The 22,429-nt window shown below is 43.6% G+C and carries 23 protein-coding genes and 1 tRNA gene; 13 read left to right on the plus strand and 11 right to left on the minus strand.

Going from position 1 to position 22,429, the window contains the following annotated elements:
• Positions 1-19: 19 nt before the first annotated feature.
• The 4 genes from F551_RS0109540 to F551_RS16585 form a co-directional block, all read right to left on the minus strand.
• Positions 20-1,240 carry an amino acid aminotransferase gene (locus F551_RS0109540; protein WP_018997278.1) on the minus strand — a complete coding sequence of 407 codons (1,221 nt, stop codon included), beginning with the start codon at positions 1,238-1,240 and terminating at the stop codon, positions 20-22.
• A gap of 132 nt (positions 1,241-1,372) precedes the next feature.
• Positions 1,373-1,843 (minus strand): DUF3598 family protein, encoded by a 471-nt coding sequence (locus F551_RS0109545; RefSeq protein WP_018997279.1) that lies wholly within the window; start codon positions 1,841-1,843, stop codon positions 1,373-1,375.
• The gene (locus F551_RS0109550; RefSeq protein ID WP_018997280.1) at positions 1,836-2,429 is read right to left on the minus strand and encodes a carboxymuconolactone decarboxylase family protein; all 594 of its coding nucleotides are present in this window, start codon (positions 2,427-2,429) and stop codon (positions 1,836-1,838) included. Before F551_RS0109550 ends, F551_RS0109545 begins: the two co-directional genes overlap by 8 nt.
• Positions 2,430-2,502: 73 nt before the next feature.
• Positions 2,503-4,710 (minus strand): TonB-dependent receptor, encoded by a 2,208-nt coding sequence (locus tag F551_RS16585; protein ID WP_018997281.1) that lies wholly within the window; start codon positions 4,708-4,710, stop codon positions 2,503-2,505.
• A 263-nt stretch (positions 4,711-4,973) separates the two neighbouring features.
• On the opposite strand from F551_RS16585, the gene F551_RS0109560 reads away from it, so the two are divergent.
• Positions 4,974-5,708 (plus strand): helix-turn-helix domain-containing protein, encoded by a 735-nt coding sequence (locus F551_RS0109560; RefSeq protein ID WP_018997282.1) that lies wholly within the window; start codon positions 4,974-4,976, stop codon positions 5,706-5,708.
• Positions 5,709-5,753: 45 nt separating this feature from the next.
• Here F551_RS0109560 and F551_RS0109565 read toward each other — a convergent pair.
• Both F551_RS0109565 and F551_RS0109570 read right to left on the minus strand, forming a co-directional pair.
• Positions 5,754-5,828, minus strand: a tRNA-Gly gene (locus F551_RS0109565).
• A gap of 123 nt (positions 5,829-5,951) precedes the next feature.
• Positions 5,952-6,701, minus strand: a complete 750-nt coding sequence (locus F551_RS0109570; protein ID WP_018997283.1) for a DUF6065 family protein — start codon at positions 6,699-6,701, stop codon at positions 5,952-5,954.
• 173 nt (positions 6,702-6,874) lie between these two features.
• Between F551_RS0109570 and F551_RS0109575 the strand changes: the two genes are divergently transcribed.
• The 5 genes from F551_RS0109575 to F551_RS0109595 all read left to right on the plus strand — a co-directional run bounded on the left by F551_RS0109575 (position 6,875) and on the right by F551_RS0109595 (position 9,731).
• Positions 6,875-7,417, plus strand: coding sequence for a prolyl-tRNA synthetase associated domain-containing protein (locus tag F551_RS0109575; protein WP_018997284.1), 543 nt, complete (start codon positions 6,875-6,877; stop codon positions 7,415-7,417).
• Positions 7,418-7,540: 123 nt separating this feature from the next.
• Positions 7,541-8,455 carry a thioredoxin gene (gene trxA, locus F551_RS0109580; protein WP_018997285.1) on the plus strand — a complete coding sequence of 305 codons (915 nt, stop codon included), beginning with the start codon at positions 7,541-7,543 and terminating at the stop codon, positions 8,453-8,455.
• 24 nt (positions 8,456-8,479) lie between these two features.
• Entirely contained in the window at positions 8,480-9,151 is a 672-nt protein-coding gene (locus tag F551_RS0109585; RefSeq protein WP_026296760.1) for an LON peptidase substrate-binding domain-containing protein, read from the plus strand.
• Positions 9,148-9,348 carry a Trm112 family protein gene (locus F551_RS0109590; protein WP_018997288.1) on the plus strand — a complete coding sequence of 67 codons (201 nt, stop codon included), beginning with the start codon at positions 9,148-9,150 and terminating at the stop codon, positions 9,346-9,348. The genes F551_RS0109585 and F551_RS0109590 overlap by 4 nt, the downstream gene beginning before the upstream one ends.
• 2 nt (positions 9,349-9,350) lie before the next feature.
• Positions 9,351-9,731, plus strand: a complete 381-nt coding sequence (locus F551_RS0109595) for a gamma-butyrobetaine hydroxylase-like domain-containing protein (protein WP_018997289.1) — start codon at positions 9,351-9,353, stop codon at positions 9,729-9,731.
• Here the strand turns inward: F551_RS0109595 and F551_RS0109600 are convergent.
• Positions 9,728-10,969 carry an FAD-dependent monooxygenase gene (locus F551_RS0109600; protein ID WP_018997290.1) on the minus strand — a complete coding sequence of 414 codons (1,242 nt, stop codon included), beginning with the start codon at positions 10,967-10,969 and terminating at the stop codon, positions 9,728-9,730. The two genes, F551_RS0109595 and F551_RS0109600, sit on opposite strands and share 4 nt — an antisense overlap.
• A gap of 213 nt (positions 10,970-11,182) precedes the next feature.
• Between F551_RS0109600 and F551_RS0109605 the strand changes: the two genes are divergently transcribed.
• The 4 genes from F551_RS0109605 (at position 11,183) to F551_RS0109620 (ending at position 17,305) form a co-directional block, all read left to right on the plus strand.
• Positions 11,183-12,502, plus strand: coding sequence for an ammonium transporter (locus tag F551_RS0109605; protein WP_018997291.1), 1,320 nt, complete (start codon positions 11,183-11,185; stop codon positions 12,500-12,502).
• 206 nt (positions 12,503-12,708) lie between these two features.
• Positions 12,709-15,333 (plus strand): DNA translocase FtsK, encoded by a 2,625-nt coding sequence (locus tag F551_RS0109610; protein WP_018997292.1) that lies wholly within the window; start codon positions 12,709-12,711, stop codon positions 15,331-15,333.
• A gap of 140 nt (positions 15,334-15,473) precedes the next feature.
• Positions 15,474-16,160, plus strand: coding sequence for a LolA family protein (locus F551_RS0109615; RefSeq protein ID WP_018997293.1), 687 nt, complete (start codon positions 15,474-15,476; stop codon positions 16,158-16,160).
• Positions 16,161-16,489: 329 nt separating this feature from the next.
• The gene (locus tag F551_RS0109620) at positions 16,490-17,305 is read left to right on the plus strand and encodes an exodeoxyribonuclease III (RefSeq protein ID WP_018997295.1); all 816 of its coding nucleotides are present in this window, start codon (positions 16,490-16,492) and stop codon (positions 17,303-17,305) included.
• A gap of 1 nt (position 17,306) precedes the next feature.
• Here the strand turns inward: F551_RS0109620 and F551_RS0109625 are convergent, their stop codons facing one another.
• On the minus strand, positions 17,307-17,993 hold the full coding sequence (locus tag F551_RS0109625; protein ID WP_018997296.1) for a response regulator transcription factor: 687 nt from the start codon (positions 17,991-17,993) through the stop codon (positions 17,307-17,309).
• A 110-nt stretch (positions 17,994-18,103) separates the two neighbouring features.
• On the opposite strand from F551_RS0109625, the gene F551_RS0109630 reads away from it, so the two are divergent.
• The gene (locus tag F551_RS0109630) at positions 18,104-18,628 is read left to right on the plus strand and encodes a L,D-transpeptidase family protein (RefSeq protein ID WP_018997297.1); all 525 of its coding nucleotides are present in this window, start codon (positions 18,104-18,106) and stop codon (positions 18,626-18,628) included.
• Positions 18,629-18,630: 2 nt separating this feature from the next.
• Here F551_RS0109630 and F551_RS0109635 read toward each other — a convergent pair whose 3' ends face one another.
• Positions 18,631-19,317, minus strand: a complete 687-nt coding sequence (locus tag F551_RS0109635) for a YggS family pyridoxal phosphate-dependent enzyme (protein ID WP_018997298.1) — start codon at positions 19,315-19,317, stop codon at positions 18,631-18,633.
• Between F551_RS0109635 and F551_RS0109640 the strand changes: the two genes are divergently transcribed.
• Positions 19,316-19,942: a thiamine phosphate synthase gene (locus F551_RS0109640; RefSeq protein ID WP_018997299.1), complete on the plus strand. Its 627-nt coding sequence runs from the start codon at positions 19,316-19,318 to the stop codon at positions 19,940-19,942. The genes F551_RS0109635 and F551_RS0109640 overlap by 2 nt on opposite strands.
• Before the next feature lie 10 nt (positions 19,943-19,952).
• Here the strand turns inward: F551_RS0109640 and F551_RS0109645 are convergent, their stop codons facing one another.
• A complete protein-coding gene (locus tag F551_RS0109645) occupies positions 19,953-20,408 on the minus strand; it encodes an NtrZ family periplasmic regulatory protein (protein WP_018997300.1) in 456 nt (151 codons plus the stop codon).
• A gap of 112 nt (positions 20,409-20,520) precedes the next feature.
• The gene (locus F551_RS0109650) at positions 20,521-21,702 is read right to left on the minus strand and encodes a porin (RefSeq protein WP_018997301.1); all 1,182 of its coding nucleotides are present in this window, start codon (positions 21,700-21,702) and stop codon (positions 20,521-20,523) included.
• Between the two features lie 180 nt (positions 21,703-21,882).
• Between F551_RS0109650 and F551_RS0109655 the strand changes: the two genes are divergently transcribed.
• Positions 21,883-22,335, plus strand: a complete 453-nt coding sequence (locus F551_RS0109655; RefSeq protein WP_018997302.1) for a DUF3576 domain-containing protein — start codon at positions 21,883-21,885, stop codon at positions 22,333-22,335.
• Positions 22,336-22,429 lie beyond the last annotated feature (94 nt).

A 22,429-nucleotide genomic window follows, 5' to 3' on the forward strand; every position in this document is an offset into this window, starting at 1 on the left:
TTCCATCCGGCGCAATTTCTTAAAACAAATACGGGGCCATGCATTTGGCTACATATTTTATGTTTTCAGACTTTAGACCTGCCACATTGATACGCCCTGAACCCGGCAAATAGATTGCATGGTCTTCACGTAATTTTTCTGCAGCCCCATCTTTCAATTTCATGAGAGAGAACATCCCTTTTTGACGCAGAATACGGTTTGCAGCTTCATCTTTTCCATGAGAACGAAGTGCTTCAGCCATTTCAGAACGCAATGATTTAATGCGATCTCGCATTTCATCTAATTCATTGATCCACTCTGTTTTTAATTCATCATTTTCCAATATCGTTGCAACAATCGCCGCGCCGTGAGCTGGTGGCATTGAATAGCTAGCACGGGCAATATCAGCTAGATGAGAAGCAACAATTGGAGTTTGCTCCGCATTTTGACTTTGCGCCACCAAACAACCTGTTCTTTCGCGATAAAGCCCGAAATTTTTAGAGCATGAATATGAGATCAAAGCTTCAGGAGCGAGCTCTAGGAATTCGCGTACACCAACCAAGTCTTCATCTAATGAAGCACCAAACCCGTGATAGGCGATATCTACAATAGGAAAGATGGATTTTTCGGTACATAGACGCGCGAACAATTTCCATTGCTCATTTGTTAGATCCATTCCTGTCGGATTGTGACATGGCCCCTGAATAATTATTCCATCGCCTGGTTCAGCTTTATCCAAAGAACATTTGATGGCCTCAAAATCTATTTGCCCAGCATTCTCTCCATCTTGAATTTCGTCATATGAATAACTGTCCGTTTTCATGCCCATAGCGCGAACAACGTGTGCATGATTTGGCCAAGATGGATTACTCACCCAAACAACACCATCAGCTTTCAAACGTTTAACAAAGCCAACAGCTACGCTTAATGCCCCACATCCACCGGGAGATGCAAAAGAAGTAATTCTACCAGAAGACACTGTATCAGATTTTGATCCAAACAATTGCTTCTCAACTGCATTATCGAAAACTTGGTTTCCGCGTGGACCTTCATAAGCCTTAGACGTTACACTAGTGAGCAGCACTTTTTCTGCAGACTTTACAGAACGCAAAACGGGTGTTGCACCGCTTGCGTCTTTATAAATACCAACGCCCAAATCAACTTTGATTTCCCGTGTATCTTCTTTATACGCCGCCATCAGCCCCAATAAAGCATCAGGAGGCAGAAGAGACAGATTAGAAATGAGATTTTTTTGCATCATTATTAGTCCCGAAATCGAAATGTCAGATATTTTATTCAGGCTAATATAAACAAATGCATCAATAATTCAACTTTTTCAATTATATAGAAATAACCATCTATTTCTCAAGGAACTCGTACAACTCGTGATGATTTATTGCACTCGTTTTTCATCGCACAATGTACGTTTATATAATTTGCCCTCAGCATTAAACCATTGCCATACTCGGCCTCGATATTCGCTACTATCTCCCAACGAAATCATTTCGTAAAAGCGTGATCCCGGCTCATCTTTGCGATCTAAATTCAATAAGATTTGACCGTATTCGCTTTCCCAAGAACACCCGCTAAAGCTATCATTATCCCACCAAAGTTTGTTACCTTTTAGCGTTCCCAATAACTCCACTTTATACTCTTTCCCGTCAGTCCAGATAAAGTGGTTTTTCTGAATGTAAGCATATTCACCTTCATCCGGAAAAATGCATTCAACCCGTGTTCTATGTTGATCTATGATCTGGGCTTCGGTGTTTAGATGAGTATACAGCCCTTCCCAAACCCCTTCATGTTGAAGCATTGTGGGCATAATTTCGGAAAGCTGGGCACGAAGATTTGTATTTTCAATCAACGCTTGGATCCTTCCAGTGCTTCGAGTTTATATTTTCCTGAGCAAAACTTAGTGGAACAGCCTCTAAATCTGTTTTTACTGTGTCATTCCAACGATTTAGAAGTCCGAATAGCGAAATCATCCCCATCATTTCCATGATCTGGGTTTCTGAGTAATACTTTTTCACATTATCAAAATGCTCATCTGTAGCGGAGTTTGGTTGTGTTCCAGCCGCCATTGCGAGGCTCAAAGCTGCTTTTTCAGCAACCGAAAATAATGAATTTGTTTCATACTCCCAAACACGATTGACTTTTTCAGCATCTGCGCCAGCCATTTTAACTGCTCCATGAGCGGTATGAGCCTGACAATAAACACATCCAGCCGCACCACTGACCACTGTTGCAATCATTCGTTTTAGACCTGCATCAAGTTCACCAGGTGCGTAAACAACGCTAACTAAATTTTTTACTGCATCTAAAAAAGAGGGCCACTTCGCCATTGTCAAAACATCATTCGGGACAAAGCCCATCAATTGTTCCGCATATGCTAAATCTGATTTGGCCTGATCAGAAAGTTGATCAACCTTCAAGGGATCAAGTCTTGCCATTTTACTTATCCTAAAAAAAAGCCGCCTGATGAGCCTCACCCATCAGACGGCACGAGGAAGAATTATTAAAAGTTTAGAAGCTTACGCCGAAATCAACGCCCCAAGTTAAAGGCAACTCGGGATAAACGTGATTTACGTTTGCAGTTGATCGGTAATACTCTTTATCTGTGAGGTTTTTACCCCAAAGAGACACACGCCATCCCTTGTCATGTGGAGCATAAGCAATTCGGCCGTTCACTCGGGTTCCTGGTTCGATTAGTGATCCAGGGTTGTTCGCAATTAGAGCAAATGAATCTGATTCATACGCAACATCACCTCCAAAGGTAACTTCCCCTTCCCAAGCAGGAATAGAATAGTCAAATCCAGCAGTCACTTTGCGTTCAGGAGCATTTTTCAATTCTAGACCTTCAGCACATGCAATTGTCGCAACACCATTCGGACAAGAAGCTCCACCATTTGTTATTGTTCCAGCATCGGCATCTGTCAGATCTTTGTATTCAGCGTCGAGCCAACTAGCGTTCATGTGGAATTGAAGAGCATCCGTTGCATGCAGCACTGTTTCCAATTCAAGTCCCTGAATCGCTGCACCCGATATATTGGAACGCGTGAAACCTCGGCCAGGCACTGTTGCTGAGAATTGAAGATCTTCATAATCATTGTTGAAGTAGGTCAAATTGAAGCGAAGAGTGTCATTAAACAAATCACTGCGCAGGCCAGTTTCAAAAGAAAGCAAGTCTTCTTGAGTTACAGGTAAAAAACACGCCGCTGCTGCAAAACAGTCTGGTGATACACCTGCACTCTTAAAGCCGTTAGCAACAGAACCATAAACCATCACATCATCTGAGATCTGATAGCTTACCTTTGCAGAGTAAGTAAGGTTACCCTCGTCGCTTTCTAGAATAACAGGAAAGTTTACAGATGCCGCTCCAGGAGCGCCAGAAGTACCAGTTACATCACGCTTTTCCTGAGTATAACGAAGACCACCCGTCAATGTTAGCGCGTCTGTCGCTTCCAAAGTGGCTTGAGTGAATATTGCTGCTGACTGAGTGTCGACATTTACGCTGAAAGGAAAGAAAAACACAGAATCGAGCGTAACTTCTTCATCATATAAGAACACACCAGCCATGTAGTTAAACGGCCCCTCAAATGCAGAAGAAATAGTGAATTCCTGACTTAACTGCGTTTGATCGGTTTCTTGAGAGAATGGGAAAGAAATATGAGACGCTAAATCGTCTTTCATAGCTCTGTACCCTGTTAAAGAACTAAAATCATAGTCCCCAAAAGCACCATCAATTTTTAAAGATGCACCTGACACCTTAACTTCACTGCGATAGCCAGCAAAACATCCTACTTGCTGGAATATTTGTGGAGCACCAGAACAAGTGGCCCCCGGCACAGGCTCAATAGTATATAGATCATTATCTACGTCAGTTACTACCGATGGATCTCCATGAGAATCTACAATTGTGCTTGGAAGCGGGTCGGAATTATCAACTGTATGATCAGCGGAAATCAACATAGACCAATTGTCATTGAAATTATGCTTCAGTGCGATGCGTGCGGCTGAAACTTCTTCCTTGCCAATATTATCGCGCGCTAATCCAGCTGCTGCACCATTTGGATTTAGGTCAAACAATCCATCACGCTTTTTGTGAAGACCCGAAACACGAATGGCTGTGTTATCACCTAGAGCAAAGTTTCCCATGCCTTTTATATTGAATGAACCGAAATTGCCTAAACCAGCAGACAAATCACCTGCATTCTCATCCTGAGGAGACACACTTACGAGTTTAATGGCTCCACCATTGGTGTTCCGTCCATACAGAGTACCTTGCGGTCCACGCAATACCTCAACACGCTCGGTATCAACGAGGTCAACAAGTGATCCAACTGTACGACCAAGATAAATGCCATCCAGATAAATTCCGACCGCAGGGTCTACCGCGCCACGAGATTCATCTTCACCAATTCCGCGGAAATACACGCGTGCCGAACTTGAAGTTCCACCACCCGTTACAATCACTGCATTAGGAATTTGCGCCGCAATATCATTTACATCAGCAATCTGGCGATCTGCTAATTGATCTGCAGAAAATGCGGTTACAGCTACAGGAACATCCTGCAGGTTTTGCTCTCTACGCTGTGCTGTCACTGTTACAACACCAAGAGTTTTCTTGTTTTGGACTTCCTGCTCATCGGTAGCTTGATCCTGTGCCACGCCCATAGGACTTGCAAAAGACGTTGCACCGGCAAGAAGCGCAAATTTCAATAAGGTTTTCATTTTATTCCTCTCCCCGAAATATAATCAAAATCACTAAATTTAGGACGCAGCTATTTGGTATAGTTAGTTTTAAGCGTCAAAATTCATGATCGTTCTGCCAAATCGCCACTTCAAGTGGAATTCTAATGGATTTAATCAGAATCTAACATACCATCAGAACATATTTGGACGACTTCACAATTTAATGATATATCTTTTGAACTGCAAAATCCGATCATATTTGCGATCGGATTTATGAAACTGATGGCGAATAGGATGGAAGAATGAAACCTTTTGTATCAGAACGCCTCAAAAATGCTGGCGTAAGTCCTTCGTCTATCGGCGTTCTACAAGGAAAATATCCCGTTACATTTGCACACACAAACTTCCCCCCAGGAGGTGTGGAGCGTTCACCCGTTGAATATTTTGATATCTACTGTCCCACGCGTCCCGCGAATATCTATGAAGTAAGTGGAACGATTCAACGAAAATATTTCGATTATCGAACTGGATTTATATCTTTTAATCCACCAATGAGCACATGGACGGCGAGATGGGATACGCGAGTAGAGGGGTTTGGTTTATACATTCAACCTCCAATACTTGAAAAAGCAGCATTTGATTTGTTTGGTGAAACACCAGATGAATTAAGTTGGAGATTGGTCTTAGGTGATTACGCGCCGTCTATTGCGTTTCTAGCACTTGATATTGGAAGTCAGGCACTCAACAAATACCCTGCTGGCGTTGAAATCGTTGAACAACAAATGACAACACTTCTCAATTTGCTCGTAAGACGATTTAGCTCCTCACCCAAACGGGACACATCTCTAGTTGGAATACATAGTTCGCAGGTTCTTAGAGCCGTTCAATACATATCAGACAATCTTGATAACAAGATTTCAGTTCAATCTATTGCAGATGCGGCCGCATCATCACCACCACATTTAAATCGACTGTTCCGAGCTGAACTTGGTACAAGTGTTTGGAAATACGTACAAAAAATGCGACGTACAGCCTAATAAAAGCGTCATTTATTGGTTTAAAAAAATTTTAAAGAGAATATCTGGAGCGGGTGAAGAGATTCGAACTCTCGACATTTACCTTGGCAAGGTAACGCTCTACCCCTGAGCTACACCCGCATCCGATAGTGCTAACGAACACATTGTGTCCGTTGGAGGCGCTGTTAAACAGCAAACTAAGTTTCTATGCAAGTAAAAAATTCAAAGAATCTCAGAATTTTTCACATTCCATAATTTCACACATTACAAGCCTGGCAATGGAGGCTTGGGTTCTTTCATTTTTCTTTTTGTGACGTGCACATCCGCCGCTTCACCACTAGTATTCTCACCACGCATGTAATGGCGCTGCCATTTTTGACGAAGCGCAGTTGTTTCGCCGGAGCTCAGTCTATCAATGAAATTGCCTCGTGATTTTGCCCACTCGTCATATTCCTGTTTAAGCACTTCATTATCGTCAAGCATACGCAGCACTGGCTGAACATTTTCCGCCATTTTATTGTGCTCAATCAGATTGATAAATGCGAAGGCCTCACCCTTTTCAAACCTCACTTTGCATGGTCGAGTAAATTTCCAATTCATTGTGAATGGAAATGGCAACCAGTCAGTTTCAACTAGACCCGATAGTGGATAAATCCCATCTTTAGGTGCGTTCGGTGGGCCTTGCACCCACACTCCCCAACCCGGGGGGGTTCGAAACAAGTAACCTGTGTGAAAAGTTAAAACCCCTTCGCGAAAATGGCTGTCTGCTACATTTTCAACAGGTGGCCATTCTTCATCAGCAGTAATTTTAATGCTTTCAGCACCCAGCCCACCATCCCATTCCACAGTGAGACCCACCTGACTAACAATCTCCCAGCCCGTGGAGTTGGCCATTGTTAAAGGCAAGCAACGATAAGGATGACGATCTGTAAACTTATCCATCCAATCACGTCGCGGTCTGGCGGAGATGAGCTCCGGCACATATTCATGCAATTTGTAGCAATCAAGTTTCATGAATACCTCCGTACAAACAAGCTTAGTGAGCAACAGATCCATTGGACAACACAACGTCCACGATCCATTTTATTGATTGATTAGCTTATTCGAATACAACTGCCAACGGACCACTTTCACTTCCTTTGCAAGACATTTGCCTTAAGAGAAGACAGTTTTACAGAGCCTAACACATGAGTGACACTACGAGCCCAAACTATCCCGATCCGAACGATTTTTCCCGATTACCTGAAAAAGACGTTTTCAATTGGCTAGTCCAACATGAATTAGCTCACCATACAGTGACACATGCTCCAACGCATTCTGTTAAGGAATCCAGCGAACTAAAGTCAGATATTATAGGCGGACACACGAAAAACCTGTTCCTGAAAGACAAAAAGGGGCAGATCGTTCTTGTTAGCGCATGGGCTCATGCAGAATTGCGCCTAAACCAATTACACAAAATCATACAAACACAGCGATTGTCTTTTGCTAAACCTGAATTGTTATGGGAAACACTAAAAGTAACACCTGGTTCAGTCTCAGCGTTCAGCTTATTACACGACACAGAAAAGCGTGTCAGATTTCTGGCAGATAACAAATTGCAGCAATATGAAGTTTTAAACTTTCACCCACTTAGAAATGATATGACGACATCAATTTCTCAAAATGACTTCGCTAAATTTGTAGAAACCACGGATCATTCATTAGAATGGATTGATTTTACTGAAATTTAGATGCAAATCCTGCGCTTTCTCTAGTTTCAACTGTTGCAGCATGGCGAATTGGCAACCATGTAGTATGATAGACTAAGAATTACCTGCGACACTCAACAAGATACAAAGATTAGGACGACTTTCATGGATATTTCTTCTGGCTCTTTTCCACCTTCTGGCGAAGATTCACAATGGATCGTTGAAGGTTCTGATCAAACATTTATGCAAGATGTAATCGAAGCATCTAAACATTCACTGGTGTTGGTAGACTTTTGGGCTCCTTGGTGTGGGCCATGTAAAACACTCATTCCAAACCTTGAGAAAGTCGTAAATCAAGCTGCAGGTGAAGTTAAGCTTGTTAAAATTAACATTGATGAAAACCAAGGCGTCGCTGGCCAGTTGGGTGTGCGCTCGGTTCCCACTGTGTTTGCGTTTAAAGACGGACAACCTGTTGATGGCTTCCAAGGCGCTATTCCTGAAACTCAAATTGTTGCGTTTATCAAAAAAGCTGGCGCTGGCGGCGCTCTTGAACAAATAGAGCAAGCGCTAGCAGCCGCCTCTCAAGCATTTCAGGATGGCGAACTAGATCAATCCGCGAGTATTTATGCTCAAATCCTTCAAGCCATGCCAGACAATTCCGATGCAATGATTGGTATTGCGCGATGTTTTGTGGCGAAAGGCGAGTACAATAAGGCAAAAGACACAATCAATGCCATGCCACCTGAAATGCAAAAACTTCCTCAGGTTAAGTCCATTCTTACAGCTATAGAACTTTCTGACGATGGCTCATCATCGGACGATCAATCATCCGAATTGGAAGCAAAAATTTCAGCAGAGCCAGATAATTTCGAAGCGAAGTTCGATTTTGCAAAGTCTCTTTCCGCACAAGGCGACCATCAGAAAGCGGCTGATCAATTGCTGGAAATATTAGAAAAAGACCTAGAATGGAATGAAGGTGCGGCGAAAGAGCAATTGCTCAAAATCTTTGAAGCAGCAGGCCCAACCGCTGAAGTATCAAAAACAGGGCGCAGACGCCTTTCCTCGCTTTTATTCTCGTAATCTTTCACCTTAAAGGAAAATCATTTGTCACCACCCATATTCAGAATAGCCGAAGACTTACCTTCAGTGGTTCCTATATTCCCCTTGGAAAGCGCCATCGTGTTTCCAAGAGGAAATTTACCACTGAACATATTCGAGCCGCGCTATTTGAATATGGTAGATGATGCGATGTATTCTGATCGTGTAATTGGAATGATCCAGCCTTACATGCCTAAGAGCGATCAAGATCAGAAAATAATTGAAAATCCACCCATAATGAAAGTGGGTTGCATAGGCCGTATAAATTCCTATTCCGAAACGGACGACGGAAGATATATGATCAACCTCAGAGGTATGTGCCGTTTCCATATTGTTGAAGAACAGGAAATGTCAAAACCTTATCGCACCGCTAATGTCCTATATGATAATTATGCTGCCGATATGAAGCCAAACAGCCCTGCGGATCCCGATATTTCGAGAGATGGCTTGATTGATGCTCTAAAAACATATCTCGCCAATAATGCTATAAAAACAGACTGGGATGCTGTTAAGGATGCTCCAATGGAGACATTGATCAATGCCCTTGCGTCGGGATGTCCCTTTTCCACAATGGAAAAACAAATGCTATTAGAAATGCACTCTCTTCAGGAACGTGGCGAAGCTCTTGTTTCTCTACTTCTCATGGACGCATCTGGAAATAGCGGGTTATTACAATGACAAATTCTAAAGACTCAAAATCAGGCATTGATCCAAGATTGTTAGAAGTGCTTATCTGTCCCGCATCTCGCGGTCCTCTGTCCTTTGATAAAGAAAATAATGAGCTAGTCTCTAAAAAAGCGGGGCTCGCCTATCCCATTCGTGACGGCGTGCCAATTATGTTGATTGATGAAGCTCGTGAGCTTGAAGAAAACTAACGATGTTTAAAAAACAACGTCCATCTGATGACGGTAGTTGGCCGGTTGAGATCCGGTTTAACAAAGCCAAAGCAATAGTCTCACTCGAATATGATGACGGGTTTAAGGGCGAAATTCCTTATGAACTGCTACGAGTGGAAAGCCCTAGTGCTGAAACACGCGGCCATAGCGGACAAACACCCGTTCCCGTTGCCGGAAAAAAGGATGTGTCTGTTATCGGTGCTGACCCGGTTGGTCGTTACGCATTACGAATAAGTTTTTCAGACGGCCACGATTCAGGTTTGTATAGCTGGCCATTCCTCAAAGATCTCTCAGCAAACCAAAAGTCTCACATGAAAGCTTATCAAAAACGTTTAAAGGAACACGGTCTCAATAGAGATTAAAACCGTATAGCTTCGCCTTTTAGCAATTGAGGTGTTTGAGAACCCTCAGCTCCGCTTATTTCTTTGCTTAGAATAGATCTAACCTTATCACTCTTGCCAAGTGATGACATGCCAAAGCCTGCCAACCCGCGCAGAGGCGCAGGTGCTTTGAACAATTTATCCAAAATATCCACACCCGCTGCCATAGAAACTGTGTCGGCGCGGCGCCATTCTTCATACGGCTCTAACGCGAGCGGAGAACCGATGTCTAATCCGACATGCGCTGCTTTCGCAATCACCTCTGCCAACGTGGCAACATCTTTCAGTCCAAGGTTTAACCCCTGTCCCGCCAATGGATGTACCGCATGCGCTGCATCACCAGCCAATGCCACTCTCTCAGAGACAAAGCTATCTGCCACTCTCATTTTTAATGGGTAAGCAAAGCGTGCACTATGCATGGTGAACTCTCCAAGAAAGTCACCGGTTTTCTCTCTTAATTCAAGGCCAAAGTCTCTATCATTGAGAGCCATTAGAGAGTCTGCTACCGCCGAACGTTCAGTCCAAACCAAACTCGCCATATTGTTTTTAAGTGGGAGAACCGCAAACGGGCCGCCTTGTAAAAAGATTTGGCGTGCAACACCATTGTGCGGCTGATCTAGTTTTATGGTCGCAACTATTCCTTTGGCTCCATAATCATGGCCGGGATATTTTATACCCACGGATTTTCGTACGAAACTTTCACGACCATCACACCCGACAAGAAGCTTACAGGCATATTCTTCTTTTTCTCCTTCGATATGGAGAATTGCACGATCAGAATGCGTCTCTATGCCGCGCAAATTTTGGTGTGTTTTTATCGTCAAATTTGGAGCAGCTTTTGCTTTTTTCCAAAGCGATGCCAAAATTGCATGCGCTTCGACCAAATACCCTAATGGCTCACCCTCTTCACCTGCATCTTCTAAATCAAAACTTAGGGGTGCAAAACTTGCTGCTTCTGCCTCTACTTTTGAGACAGGTTGTACAAAAGGCTCAAGCAGTTCAGTAATTCCAAAACTACGCCACATTTGCCAACAAGTTGGCGTAATTGTATAAGCGCGCCCGTCAAAATCACCTTTTTGGGGTTCAAATTCCCCCTCTTTGCACATTACCATGCAATTGAAATCAAGTTCACTCAGTGCAATTGCCAGACTCAGTCCCACAGGACCGGCACCAGAAATTATAATCTCATGATCAGCGTTTATCGGAAGATGTTTTGTCATGAATTCATCCTACGCTTCACATTAAAATGCGTCTAGACTCGCACAGGAATTGTGCGAATTGCTAAAACCCTGCTCGACACTTGCCCACTTTTGCACTGATTCTGTTCCCACCCCCCCGAAAACTTGTCGAATTAGCCCCTCACCAATTTTCTAGGGCTCGATTGCACTTTTTTGGGGTGCTGACTTGTTCTTAATAGAGAGGGGTTCAGATCGATGAGATCCGGAATTACAGGCAAATTGGCGGGGCTCGCCACCTTTGCTGCCTTATCAACTGGTATGGCAGCCTTAGCACAGGAGGCTGAAATTCCATCGGCTTCTGACGTTTCAGCTTATGTGGACAACACATACTTGTTCCTAGTGGGTGGTTTGATCGTAATGTTCATGTCCGCTGGTTTCTGTATGTTGGAAGCAGGACTTGTGCGTTCTAAAAACGCAGCGACTCAGGTTACTAAAAACATCGCTCTATACTCAATTGCTGGTTTGATGTTCTGGCTTGTTGGATACAACCTTCTATACCCTGGGGACGGTAATTGGTTAGTTGAAGGTTATATCGGTGCATTTGCTCCATGGGAAACAGCTGACGATCTAGGAACAGGTTACTCTTCTGGTTCTGACCACTTCTTCCAAATGGTGTTTGTGGCTGCAACAGCGTCTATCGTATCTGGAACAGTTGCTGAACGTATCAAACTATGGCCTTTCCTTATCTTCACAGCTGTACTGACTGGTATCATCTACCCGATCCAGTGTTCATGGCAGTGGGGTGGCGGTTTCCTTTCAGCCGCTGGTTTCTCTGACTTTGCTGGTTCTACACTAGTACACTCAACAGGTGGTTGGGCAGCTCTTGTGGGTGCTATCATTCTTGGACCTCGTCTAGGGAAGTATGTAGATGGCCGCGTAGTACCAATGCCAGGTTCAAACATTCCATTGGCAGCACTAGGTACGTTCATCCTATGGTTTGGTTGGTTCGGATTTAACGGTGGATCACAGCTAGCTGCTGGAACATTTGACGACATCAACGCTGTTTCAACAATTTTCTTGAACACAAACCTTGCCGCAGCTGCAGGTACTGTTGCAGCAATGATCCTGACAACTATTTTGTACAAGAAAACTGATGCGACGATGGCATTCAACGGTGCTCTTGGTGGTCTAGTATCAATCACAGCTGGTCCTCTAGACCCAAGCTTCCCAGTTGCAATACTAATTGGTGCAATCGGTGGTGTTCTAGTTGTTCTAACAATCCCACTACTCGACAAATTCAAAATCGATGATGTTGTTGGTGCGATCCCAGTTCACCTTGTCTGTGGTATCTGGGGAACAATGATTGTTCCTCTTTCAACTGAAGGTACAAGCTTCGCTGTTCAAGCTCTTGGTGTTGTATCTGTAGGTGCTTTTGTATCAGCTGCCTCAGCTATTGTTTGGATTATCCTGAAAGTAACAATGGGCTTAAGAGTATCTGAAGAAGAAGAAATGGAAGGTCTAGACCTGAACGAAACAGGTGTGGCTGCATACCCAGACTTCAACAAACAGCACTAATTTCACTTTAAAGCAAAATTTGTAAAATGATTAATCCCTAACGAGAAATTGTTAGGGATTTTTCTTTCTTCATTTACCAAAACAAAAACACTGAAAAAAAACCGAAAAAACACGAAGAAATCACATTCCGTTTGCGCCTCGTTAAGAGGCCGGCGTCAAGGTAGTGGCAAACCAGTAACAATACTTTGCCATTAGGACGCCGAAAAATGCCATCAACGCAAATTTCAACTCGCGTACAGCATCAACAACATATCGATGCCGATTATCAGGTTCCAGGCCGCAGACCCAGCGGTTTCAACCGAATGATGACTGGAATGATGGCCTTTGCCTTAGGTGTATTCATTTGTGGGGCCTATGGTTCCCACTCCCCCACTGACCCGAGTTTGAACGTTGCATCTGATGCCACGACATCAAACCTTTTTGGATCAACAGGTGCAGTTGCAGCTGATCTATTGATGCAGTCTTTTGGTTGGACAGCATGGCTAGCTGGTTTTGGTCTTATGATTGGCGGCGTTTATCGCACATTCGGCATTGGTCCACGTCGTCCCTCTCGCTGGTTTTGGGGCATGATGGCAATTAGCATGACGTGTATTTGTTTGGCAGGCTGGCCTATTCCGAGTAATTGGCCTTTGGCCACAGGACTTGGTGGCATGGCTGGTGAAAGACTAAACGCTATTGCATCTATTCCTTTTGCAGCATTTGGTGCTCCTGACCCGGTTTTGTTGGCATCTATCACCACTGGAATTGCAGGAGTTTTATTTGCTGCCATAGCTATGGGGCTTGGTGCAGATGACGGCATCGCAGTTTTCCGCACAATTGGACAACTTTGGAATTCCTTTAGACATGGCCGCGCAACACCAATGGAAGTTGTGGCTGAAGAAGAACATCATGAAGACGTTCGAGATGTTGCTGGGTTACGTGATCGCGCCAACTCTTTCTTCGAAAACATGAGAAGCAAAAACCAACAACCTGCAGCACTTCCTCACCCAGAAGAAGAAGAAGCAAACCTTCAAGAAACTGAGGAAAGCTTTCTCAAAGGTATTGAGAACTCAGAGCGCCCAGTCATTCCAGTTCGCCAGCGCCTAGCAGAAAAGGTAGTTGAAGCACCACAACCTACAGCTCAACAACCTGCTACAACTAATAAATCTTCGTTATTTGGCAACAGAAACCCAGCAGTATCACCGCAGCCTGCACCACAAGCACCTCAGGCTCCCGTACCTGCACCAGCGCCAGTTTCCGTTAAACCTGTTCAACCTGCTCCACCAGCAGCGCCAGCGACAACTACTCAAACAGCAATTTCTACAAACGCTCCAAATGATGGAAGTCGTTTGCCTCCAATAGACCTCTTGCAATTGCCTCCAGAGCGTCGCTCAGATCATGATGAGGCGAAGTTGCTAGAAATGGCAGAACTTCTGCAAGTCGTTCTTGGCGACTTTGGAGTTAAAGGCCGAATTGCTGAAGTTCGCCCTGGTCCGGTTGTAACACTTTTTGAATTTGAGCCGGCACCCGGAACAAAATCATCACGCGTTATTTCTCTGGCTGAAGATATTGCCCGTTCAATGAGTGCGACCGCTGCCCGTGTTGCTGTTGTACCTGGCCGTAATGCTATCGGTATCGAGCTTCCAAATGATGATCGTGAAACAGTTTACTTCCGTGATCTACTATCGTCCAAGGCATTCACAAGGTCTCGCGCAGCTCTTCCACTTGCTCTTGGTGAAGATATTGGTGGTGAATCCACAATTGCAGACCTCGCAAAAATGCCTCACCTATTGATAGCTGGTACAACAGGTTCTGGTAAATCTGTTGGTATCAACGCGATGATCCTTTCATTGCTCTACAAGCTGACGCCTGAAGAATGTCGCTTCATTATGATCGACCCGAAAATGCTTGAATTGTCGATCTATGAAGGCATCCCTCACCTTTTGTCTCCAGTGGTTATTGATCCAAACAAAGCTGTTGCAGCTTTAAAATGGACCGTACGTGAGATGGAAAGCCGCTATGAAGTCATGTCCAAGATGGGTGTGAGAAACATTTCCGGTTTCAACAAGAAAGCTAAAGAAGCACGAGAAAGCGGTGAAGTTTATACGCGCCCTATACAAACTGGTTATGACAGTGATAGCGGCGAACCGATCTGGGAAAACGAAGTCATCGACATGAGCCCAATGCCGCACATTGTTGTGGTGATCGATGAGATGGCCGACTTGATGATTGTGGCAGGTAAAGAAATTGAAGCCCTCATCCAACGTCTTGCGCAAATGGCACGTGCTGCGGGTATTCACTTGATTACAGCAACACAACGTCCATCTGTTGATGTTATTACTGGTACAATTAAAGCCAACTTCCCTACTCGTATTTCATATATGGTAACGACAAAAATCGACTCCCGTACAATTTTGGGAGAGCAAGGCGCTGAACAACTGCTTGGAATGGGTGACCTTTTATACCAGGCATCAGGTGGAAAACTAAACCGTGTTCACGGTCCTTTCGTCTCGGATGAAGAAGTTGAATCAGTTGTGAATTTCCTGAAAGACACCGGTGAACCAGCTTACATTGAAGGTCTAACAGACGAACAAGAAGAAGATACACCAGTTGCTGACAATACGAGCATGGGAACATCGTCTGGAGATGTCGAGGAAGACCTGTATCGCGAAGCCATTAATGTTGTACGCCGTGATAAGCGCGCTTCAACTTCATATATCCAACGTAAGCTACGCATAGGATATAACAGAGCAGCATCTCTCATTGAACGCATGGAAGCCGAAGGCCTTGTTAGCCCCGCCAACCATGCTGGGAAACGTGAAATTCTCATGCCTGAAGATTCAGCGGCATAGCTCTCGTCTATATTTTAAACGCCTTTAAGGGTTCGGTTTTTTACTTAAGCTGAACCCTTATTCATTTAAAGTTGGCAAATAAGGCAATAAAACCCCATGACTGTCTTGTTTTTGACGACCCGAAGTTTAAGTCTGAAATCATGATTATTGCATCCTCCATATTATCGCTTTTTGTTGCTTTAGATGCCCAAGGCATTGCTCAGCTTCCTGAAGAACTGCCTGTAGAGCAGGTTGTTGAAAGCCCTGAAAATACTTCAACAACCTTGCCAACTGAGTTTGATGGAGAGGCTCTTCTTTCAAAGATAAATTCCCGAATGGAAGAAGCAAAAACTGCCCGCGGTGGTTTCAAACAGATTGATGCGATGGGCGAAGTTACGACAGGGGACTTCTTTATTCGCCGTCCAGGACGCATTAGATTTGAGTACAACGCCCCTGCCCCGTACTTAATCGTTTCAGATGGAACAACAGTTGCGATAGAAGACAAAGAGTTGGAAACAATAGATCGTGCTCCACTTTCAGCTACGCCTCTGAAACATTTCCTAAAAAAGAAACTCGACCTTGCCAACGACACAAAAATTTTGGACGCAAAAACTCTTCCTGAATTCCATTTGATAGTGATTGAAGACAACCCCCAAAATGGTGAAGATGCTTTAGATGGCGTAATGTTTTTGAAATTCGATTTGAATACCTATGACCTTATAGGTTGGGTTACTTATGATGGTCTTGGAAATGAAACACGCGTTGACCTCATCGATATGGAAATGAATGTTAAAATTAGTCCTCGTCTTTTTGTATTAGAAGAAGATGATGATCGTGATCGCCGTTAGAATTTGATCACTTCACGCGTGGGACTAGATCTGTAACATATTGTTTTTATAACACACCCATAAATAAACATTTTGTGTATTGAACTTTATAGTTTTATGTGTCAAATTTATCACGTCAACCAAAGTTGGATCGCTTGATTTCCCCCCGCAAGCAAACACTGGCTGACTAAGGTGGATTAGGAGCTATCCCCTCCTAGCAACCACAAACTCTTCAAGCGCTCGATTGTTCCCCGCAGTCGGGCGCATTTGTTTTTGGGTGATCCAAAATTTGTCAGCAATCATTTCAATCCGACTTGCCAATTTTGGCGACGCTCCATAGAGCTAGACTTATGACAAATCTTCGCCTTACTTCTTGGAATATCAATTCCGTTCGTTTGCGTATGCCGCGTGTTGCTGATTTTATCGCTCGTGAGAAACCAGATATTCTGTGTCTTCAGGAAATTAAATGCCGTGAAGCAGAATTTCCGCTAAAAGCATTTGAGGAAGCCGGCCTCCCACATGTGGAGATAGCTGGGCAAAAAGGCATGCACGGCGTGGCGATAGGGTCTCGTTATCCGTTGGAAAGATTAGAAACACCAGATTTCTGTATGCGTGAAGAAGCGCGCGTTATATCTGTCCGTGTCGCCGGAATAGACGTCCACAATTTATATGTACCTGCTGGTGGCGACGAACCTGACCCCAAAATAAATGATAAATTTGCGCACAAACTTGAATATCTTGCTCGCATGGAAAAAAGCTACAAAGCACGCGCTGAAGATAATCAACCGCTCATCATCGTTGGAGACATCAATGTCGCACCCGGTGAACATGATGTTTGGTCCCACAAGCAATTGCTTAAGGTTGTTAGTCACACACCAGTTGAAACTGACGCGCTCGGACGAATCCTGCAAGATGGACAATTATCTGACATCGCTCGCATGAAACATGATGAAAAAGAAAAACTCTATTCATGGTGGAGCTATCGCGCACGCGATTGGGAAAAATCAAACCGCGGGCGCCGTCTAGATCACATTTGGGCAAACAAGGCCGCCACTCCCCTTACTGATCCTGAGAGTTATGTTATTCACAAATCAGATCGTGGTGGTGAAAAACCTTCTGACCACGCACCCATAACCATAAACCTGAAAGCCGCGGCAGCTCTTTAAACTAGAGCTGCAAACGATATCCACCTGTCTCTGTGATAAGCAAATAGGCATGTTGAGGATCTGGTTCGATCTTCTGACGAAGGCGGTAAATATGAGTTTCCAATGTGTGTGTCGTCACATTGGCATTATAGCCCCACACTTCTGACAGCAATTCATCACGAGCAACAGGCTTGCCTTCTGCACGATACAAATATTTCAGGATATTTGTTTCTTTTTCAGTAAGACGAATCTTCTTGCCGGCTTCGTCCGTCAATGACTTCATAGACGGACGGAATTCATAAGGCCCAACTTTGAAAGTCGCATCTTCGCTCTGCTCAAAAGTGCGCAAATGCGCTCTCACCCGTGCGAGCAATACTGTAAATTTAAAGGGCTTGGCTACGTAATCATTCGCTCCTGAATCAAGCCCGAGAACCATATCAGCATCAGAATCTTGTCCTGTCAGCATTATAACGGGCACGCGCAAACCATGCTTACGCATAAGCTTACAGGCGTCTCGACCATCCATATCTGGCATATCTACGTCTAAGATAACCAAATCAGGTTTATCCGCTTCCGCTCTATTCATTCCTTCAATAGCATTTGGTGCCTGAATAATTGAAAAACCTTCGTGTCTCTCAAACTGCTCAGCCAATGCTTCTCGAAGGTCATTATCATCATCTACGATAAGGATGGTCTTGTTCTGCGACACGTTTTTCTCCTCGCACTGGGGGTCGTTAAAGAGTTTGGTCACAAATATAAGGCCAAATTCTGTATACTATATTACAATGTAAGCGCGGATGACCTCAGGTGGAAGAGAAGATGACCCCAGATCACATGATTTTTAACGCCCATGAGAATTGCGTGATCACGTGGAAAGGTTTTAAATATCAGTGCGCATTAGGAAAACAGGGCGTGATCTCGGCAGATAAAAAACGAGAAGGTGATAACAAAAGTCCGATTGGTCACTGGCCTATGCGACGAGTATTTTACCGTCCTGACCGAGTTTCCTGTCCAGAAACTGAACTAGAAACCGTTGCCATAAAGAATGATATGGGATGGAGTGATGACGCCAAAGATACCAAAAATTACAATAAGTTGGTGGCACTTCCCTATTCATTCAGTCATGAAAAGCTATGGCGAGACGACCATGTCTACGATATTGTTGTCGAACTGGGCTACAATGATGACCCTCCAATTGCCGGCAAAGGAAGTGCCATCTTTATGCACGTAAAACGCAATGATTACGAAGGCACCGAAGGGTGTGTCGCTTTAGATATAAATCACTTAAAGCAATTGCTCAAAGACGCGAAACCCGGTGATGTTGTAAGTATAGGATCATCCTAAAACTACTTATTTTCTCGATCACCGAATAATGCAGATCCGACTCGAACATGGGTCGCTCCAAAAGCAATTGCTGTTTCGAAATCTTCGCTCATCCCCATAGAAAGTTTCTCAATGCTATTTTTAGCAGCTAACTTTCTCAATAGTGCAAAATGAGGCCCCGCTGGCTCGTCAGCTGGAGGAATACACATCAGTCCAGATATTTTTAACCCGAAATTCTCGGTCGCCAATTTTAAGAAGGTATCCAATTCAGAGGGTTTAACGCCCGCTTTTTGTTCTTCTTCACCCGTATTCACCTGCACAAATATCTCAGGGGTTTTTCCGTTTTTTTTGATAGCTCTAGCAAGGTGTTCAGCAAGTTTTGGCCTATCCAGCGTTTCAATAACATCAAATAGTTGCACAGCTGCTTCTACTTTATTGGTTTGTAATGGGCCAATCAAACGCAACTCTAAATCTGAATGAATTTCTTTTCGTTGAGTCCAACGTTCTTGTGCTTCTTGCACACGATTTTCACCAAATATCTTTTGGCCTGTTTTTAACATCTCATCGACGCGATCATCAGATTGCACCTTGGAAACTGCTGTTAAAGTGATAGTTTCCAAAACTCGCTCGGATTTTTGAGCAGCTTTACCGATACGCTTCAAAATATCAGCGCGGCGTTCAGAAATAGAAAGATTAGGTGTTTGCATCATGCATAATGTTGAACCGCAAACAAACGCACGTCGCAAGCTTTTGATGGCGTACAGAGCTCATTTTCTTTCAAGAACATTTAGAGAAACAGTTTCAAACCTTCCAGCAGCATTCTTTTTAACAGATCCTGAGAGAACGCCGGACCCGATTGCTACCATTGAGAACCTCCCCGCCCACACTGGTGTTATCTATAGACATTTCGGGCTAGAAGATCGTTTCAAGATCGGAAAAGAGATAAAAGAAGCCTGCAAACATAAAAACCTACTTTTCTTTATTTCAAGGGATGAACAGTTGGAGCGGTTTCTTGAACCTGACGGAGTACATTGGCCCAAATCTCAACTACCTGTTTTTCGGAAATCCGGCCTACGCAGAGCGTTCAATACTTCATCCGCACATTCATTTTCTCATATATCTAAAGCTCAAAATCTTGGATTAGACGCTTGTTTCCTGTCTGCCATTTTTCCGAGCAACAGTCCCTCTGCTCCATCTGCAATGGGAAACATCAGGTTAAGAACACTATCAAGCCAATCCAAAATCCAATTATATGGATTGGGCGGAGTTAATGTTCACAATGCAGGAAGTATCGCTAAACACACGGGCCTAGCGGCAGTCAGCAATCTATTTTAAGGAAAAGATACTAAAAAGAGAAAGCGGATTCTATACGGACGCCAGTTTCATTTTCTTGGTCATCCCAACGAGATGAATTTTGAGACAACTTTTCGCCACCTATACTAATTCCACCACCAATTCTAAATCGTGGAGAGAATTGATAATAAGCACCAGCGGAAATTTCTTCCTCGGGCAAAATGCTAACATGGTCACCAGAACGACGGGTCATATCCAATGTAAGACCCCAACGCCCATTATTATTCCATGATAATGCAAACTGATCTGTCTCTGTCGTTGGTGCAACTAGAAAAGACTCTTTGTCTTTGTCTTCACCAATTTTCTGAACAAAGTTTTCATACCATTTAATGGGAGCAACGCTTGTCTCTATTTCAGCTGCAACTGCACCATCAACTTGAGGCTCTTCAGCCCAAGCAGGTGCCGCACATAACGCAGCAGATAATAAAAGACCGGCGAATTTTTTCATTTCAACCCATAAACAGAACGCTTTATCAAAATTCTATGTACTACCTCGAGTACGGTTCGAAAAGTGCAATTGGCTGAAAACTAGGAAAATAAACTTAAATTTTCATTAAGTGTTACTTATAACGCACAACCAACTCAAACATCACGCCTTTTCCGCTGACGGAATGATCAAAGTGTTTTGTATCAGTAGAAATTAAAGAAACGCCGATTTTAGCATGTTCATTGACATCACGTGCGATCCCAAAACCTATATTTTCGCCCCTTAGTTTAAGAATTTTATCAATCGCATGTCCGTATTCAAGACCAACAGTCCAATCCATGAGATCTCTGGTCAGTCCCATTTCCAGTGCTGTATATTTACCTACATTTCCGTCTATTGCATTGTTTGAATGAAGATAACGGCTACCAAATTTCCATGGACCTTTTTCGAACTCTGAACCGATACCGACAGCTCTATATTCGCTGAAACCTACATTTTCGTTCGAAGATTCAGCCGCCGTACCAGTCAAACCAAATCGAACCCGTACATCTTGTTGTCGAAATAAATGCGAAAATGAAACCCCTGATTCAATAACGTTTTCAAGATCTGCATTTTGAACGCCTAAAACTCCAGTTCCAGAGTTAAAATCTATCCCTCTTGATTTTGTATTTGGCGTGAATGAAACACCAGCTTTCAATCCTAAAATTCTGGGGGTTGTGTAGGATAGTTTTGAATTTGGTCCCGTAACATCATTTTTCGATCTAACAATTGATGAGGACAAAACGTTCAATCGAGAGCTGTTAACACTCCCAAAATCTAATACTTTGGGCGCTCTAGCATCCAAACGTGTCGCCACGCCGATGTCCCGCCCCAAACTGAACTCACCCCATCCAGTTTTTAAATATACAAAAGCTTGCTCGACACTGGCATAGGGTCCGTATTTAACGTCCTGGTCGGATACAACTATTCCCGTAGTCGGAGAACGTAAATCTGCAAAACTAGTATTTTGATATTCTGGAATAGAAATTCTTCCCGCAAATCCCTGTTTTTCTTCATTATCCAATTGCCCACGAATTTCCCCAACAAACCCTAAGGACATCCCGTTATCAAAATAATGTTCTCTTTCAATTTCAATCCCTAATTCAGTTGTAAAGGGAGCTTTTTTAGACGCTCCATCAACTTCCATTGCGCTAGCGATAAAAACTGCATCAGCTTTGATAATAAAGGAATTTTCTTCAGAGAAAGCAGGTAAACATGTAAGACCACTTCCGATGAAGCTGCCTAATAATTTGGTGATAACATTATGAAATTTCATGTTCTCACAGTCCCTATTTCGGGTAGAAACAAAACTAAATTTGTTTGAAGAAGGCTTACTTCCGTCAAACTTATATTGAAGAGCTTACATCTCAACACTTGCGCCCTAGCACTTCTGGCAGTTAATGAAGTAAAAGGAAATGGTGAAATGCACCGCACCTTTAAGATGGAGTAAAGGCATATGGCCTCTGTAAAGATCACCGGCTTAGCAATTCTAGCAGCATCACTAGCAGCAACTGGCTGTTCATCTAGTGGTGGTTCTGACCAAGCTTCAGTTAGAAAAGTAAGCCTAAGTGGCAAACAACAAGCTGGTATCGGCGTGAACGCTTATCTCTGGAGAGCATCGCTCGACACTATCAGCTTCATGCCACTAAACTCTGCAGACCCTTATGGCGGAATTATCAATTCTGACTGGTATGCAAATCCTGAACTTCCTGACGAACGTTTTAAAACAACAGTCTATATTCTGGACACACGTCTTCGCGCTGACGGTGTTAAAGTGGCTGTTCAAAAAGAAGTATTAGTCAACGGAAACTGGCAGACAGCAAGTGTGGATGAAGGCACGGGTGCAGCGCTGGAAAATGCTATCTTAAGCCGTGCACGTGAACTGCGTCTCTCATCAATAGACGAATAAACAGAACAAAACAGTTATCGACTGTTATAAAACAATCAAAACAAGAAAGCGCCGAAATCTCTGATTCCGGCGTTAAATTGTGAAATAATATAAG

Origin of the sequence: Hirschia maritima DSM 19733, from assembly GCF_000378345.1 — a bacterium.
In the GTDB taxonomy this organism is placed as follows: Bacteria; Pseudomonadota; Alphaproteobacteria; order Caulobacterales; family Hyphomonadaceae; genus Hirschia; species Hirschia maritima.

What these genes read in the sequence shown, in the direction of transcription:
- F551_RS0109540 (WP_018997278.1), bottom strand. Translation starts at nt 1,240, where the DNA reads ATGATGCAAAAAAATCTCATTTCTAATCTGTCTCTTCTGCCTCCTGAT.
- F551_RS0109550 (WP_018997280.1), bottom strand. Translation starts at nt 2,429, where the DNA reads ATGGCAAGACTTGATCCCTTGAAGGTTGATCAACTTTCTGATCAGGCC.
- F551_RS16585 (WP_018997281.1), bottom strand. Translation starts at nt 4,710, where the DNA reads ATGAAAACCTTATTGAAATTTGCGCTTCTTGCCGGTGCAACGTCTTTT.
- F551_RS0109560 (WP_018997282.1), top strand. Translation starts at nt 4,974, where the DNA reads ATGAAACCTTTTGTATCAGAACGCCTCAAAAATGCTGGCGTAAGTCCT.
- F551_RS0109570 (WP_018997283.1), bottom strand. Translation starts at nt 6,701, where the DNA reads ATGAAACTTGATTGCTACAAATTGCATGAATATGTGCCGGAGCTCATC.
- F551_RS0109575 (WP_018997284.1), top strand. Translation starts at nt 6,875, where the DNA reads ATGAGTGACACTACGAGCCCAAACTATCCCGATCCGAACGATTTTTCC.
- trxA (WP_018997285.1), top strand. Translation starts at nt 7,541, where the DNA reads ATGGATATTTCTTCTGGCTCTTTTCCACCTTCTGGCGAAGATTCACAA.
- F551_RS0109590 (WP_018997288.1), top strand. Translation starts at nt 9,148, where the DNA reads ATGACAAATTCTAAAGACTCAAAATCAGGCATTGATCCAAGATTGTTA.
- F551_RS0109595 (WP_018997289.1), top strand. Translation starts at nt 9,351, where the DNA reads ATGTTTAAAAAACAACGTCCATCTGATGACGGTAGTTGGCCGGTTGAG.
- F551_RS0109600 (WP_018997290.1), bottom strand. Translation starts at nt 10,969, where the DNA reads ATGACAAAACATCTTCCGATAAACGCTGATCATGAGATTATAATTTCT.
- F551_RS0109605 (WP_018997291.1), top strand. Translation starts at nt 11,183, where the DNA reads ATGAGATCCGGAATTACAGGCAAATTGGCGGGGCTCGCCACCTTTGCT.
- F551_RS0109610 (WP_018997292.1), top strand. Translation starts at nt 12,709, where the DNA reads ATGCCATCAACGCAAATTTCAACTCGCGTACAGCATCAACAACATATC.
- F551_RS0109615 (WP_018997293.1), top strand. Translation starts at nt 15,474, where the DNA reads ATGATTATTGCATCCTCCATATTATCGCTTTTTGTTGCTTTAGATGCC.
- F551_RS0109620 (WP_018997295.1), top strand. Translation starts at nt 16,490, where the DNA reads ATGACAAATCTTCGCCTTACTTCTTGGAATATCAATTCCGTTCGTTTG.
- F551_RS0109630 (WP_018997297.1), top strand. Translation starts at nt 18,104, where the DNA reads ATGACCCCAGATCACATGATTTTTAACGCCCATGAGAATTGCGTGATC.
- F551_RS0109640 (WP_018997299.1), top strand. Translation starts at nt 19,316, where the DNA reads ATGCATAATGTTGAACCGCAAACAAACGCACGTCGCAAGCTTTTGATG.
- F551_RS0109635 (WP_018997298.1), bottom strand. Translation starts at nt 19,317, where the DNA reads ATGATGCAAACACCTAATCTTTCTATTTCTGAACGCCGCGCTGATATT.
- F551_RS0109645 (WP_018997300.1), bottom strand. Translation starts at nt 20,408, where the DNA reads ATGAAAAAATTCGCCGGTCTTTTATTATCTGCTGCGTTATGTGCGGCA.
- F551_RS0109650 (WP_018997301.1), bottom strand. Translation starts at nt 21,702, where the DNA reads ATGAAATTTCATAATGTTATCACCAAATTATTAGGCAGCTTCATCGGA.
- F551_RS0109655 (WP_018997302.1), top strand. Translation starts at nt 21,883, where the DNA reads ATGGCCTCTGTAAAGATCACCGGCTTAGCAATTCTAGCAGCATCACTA.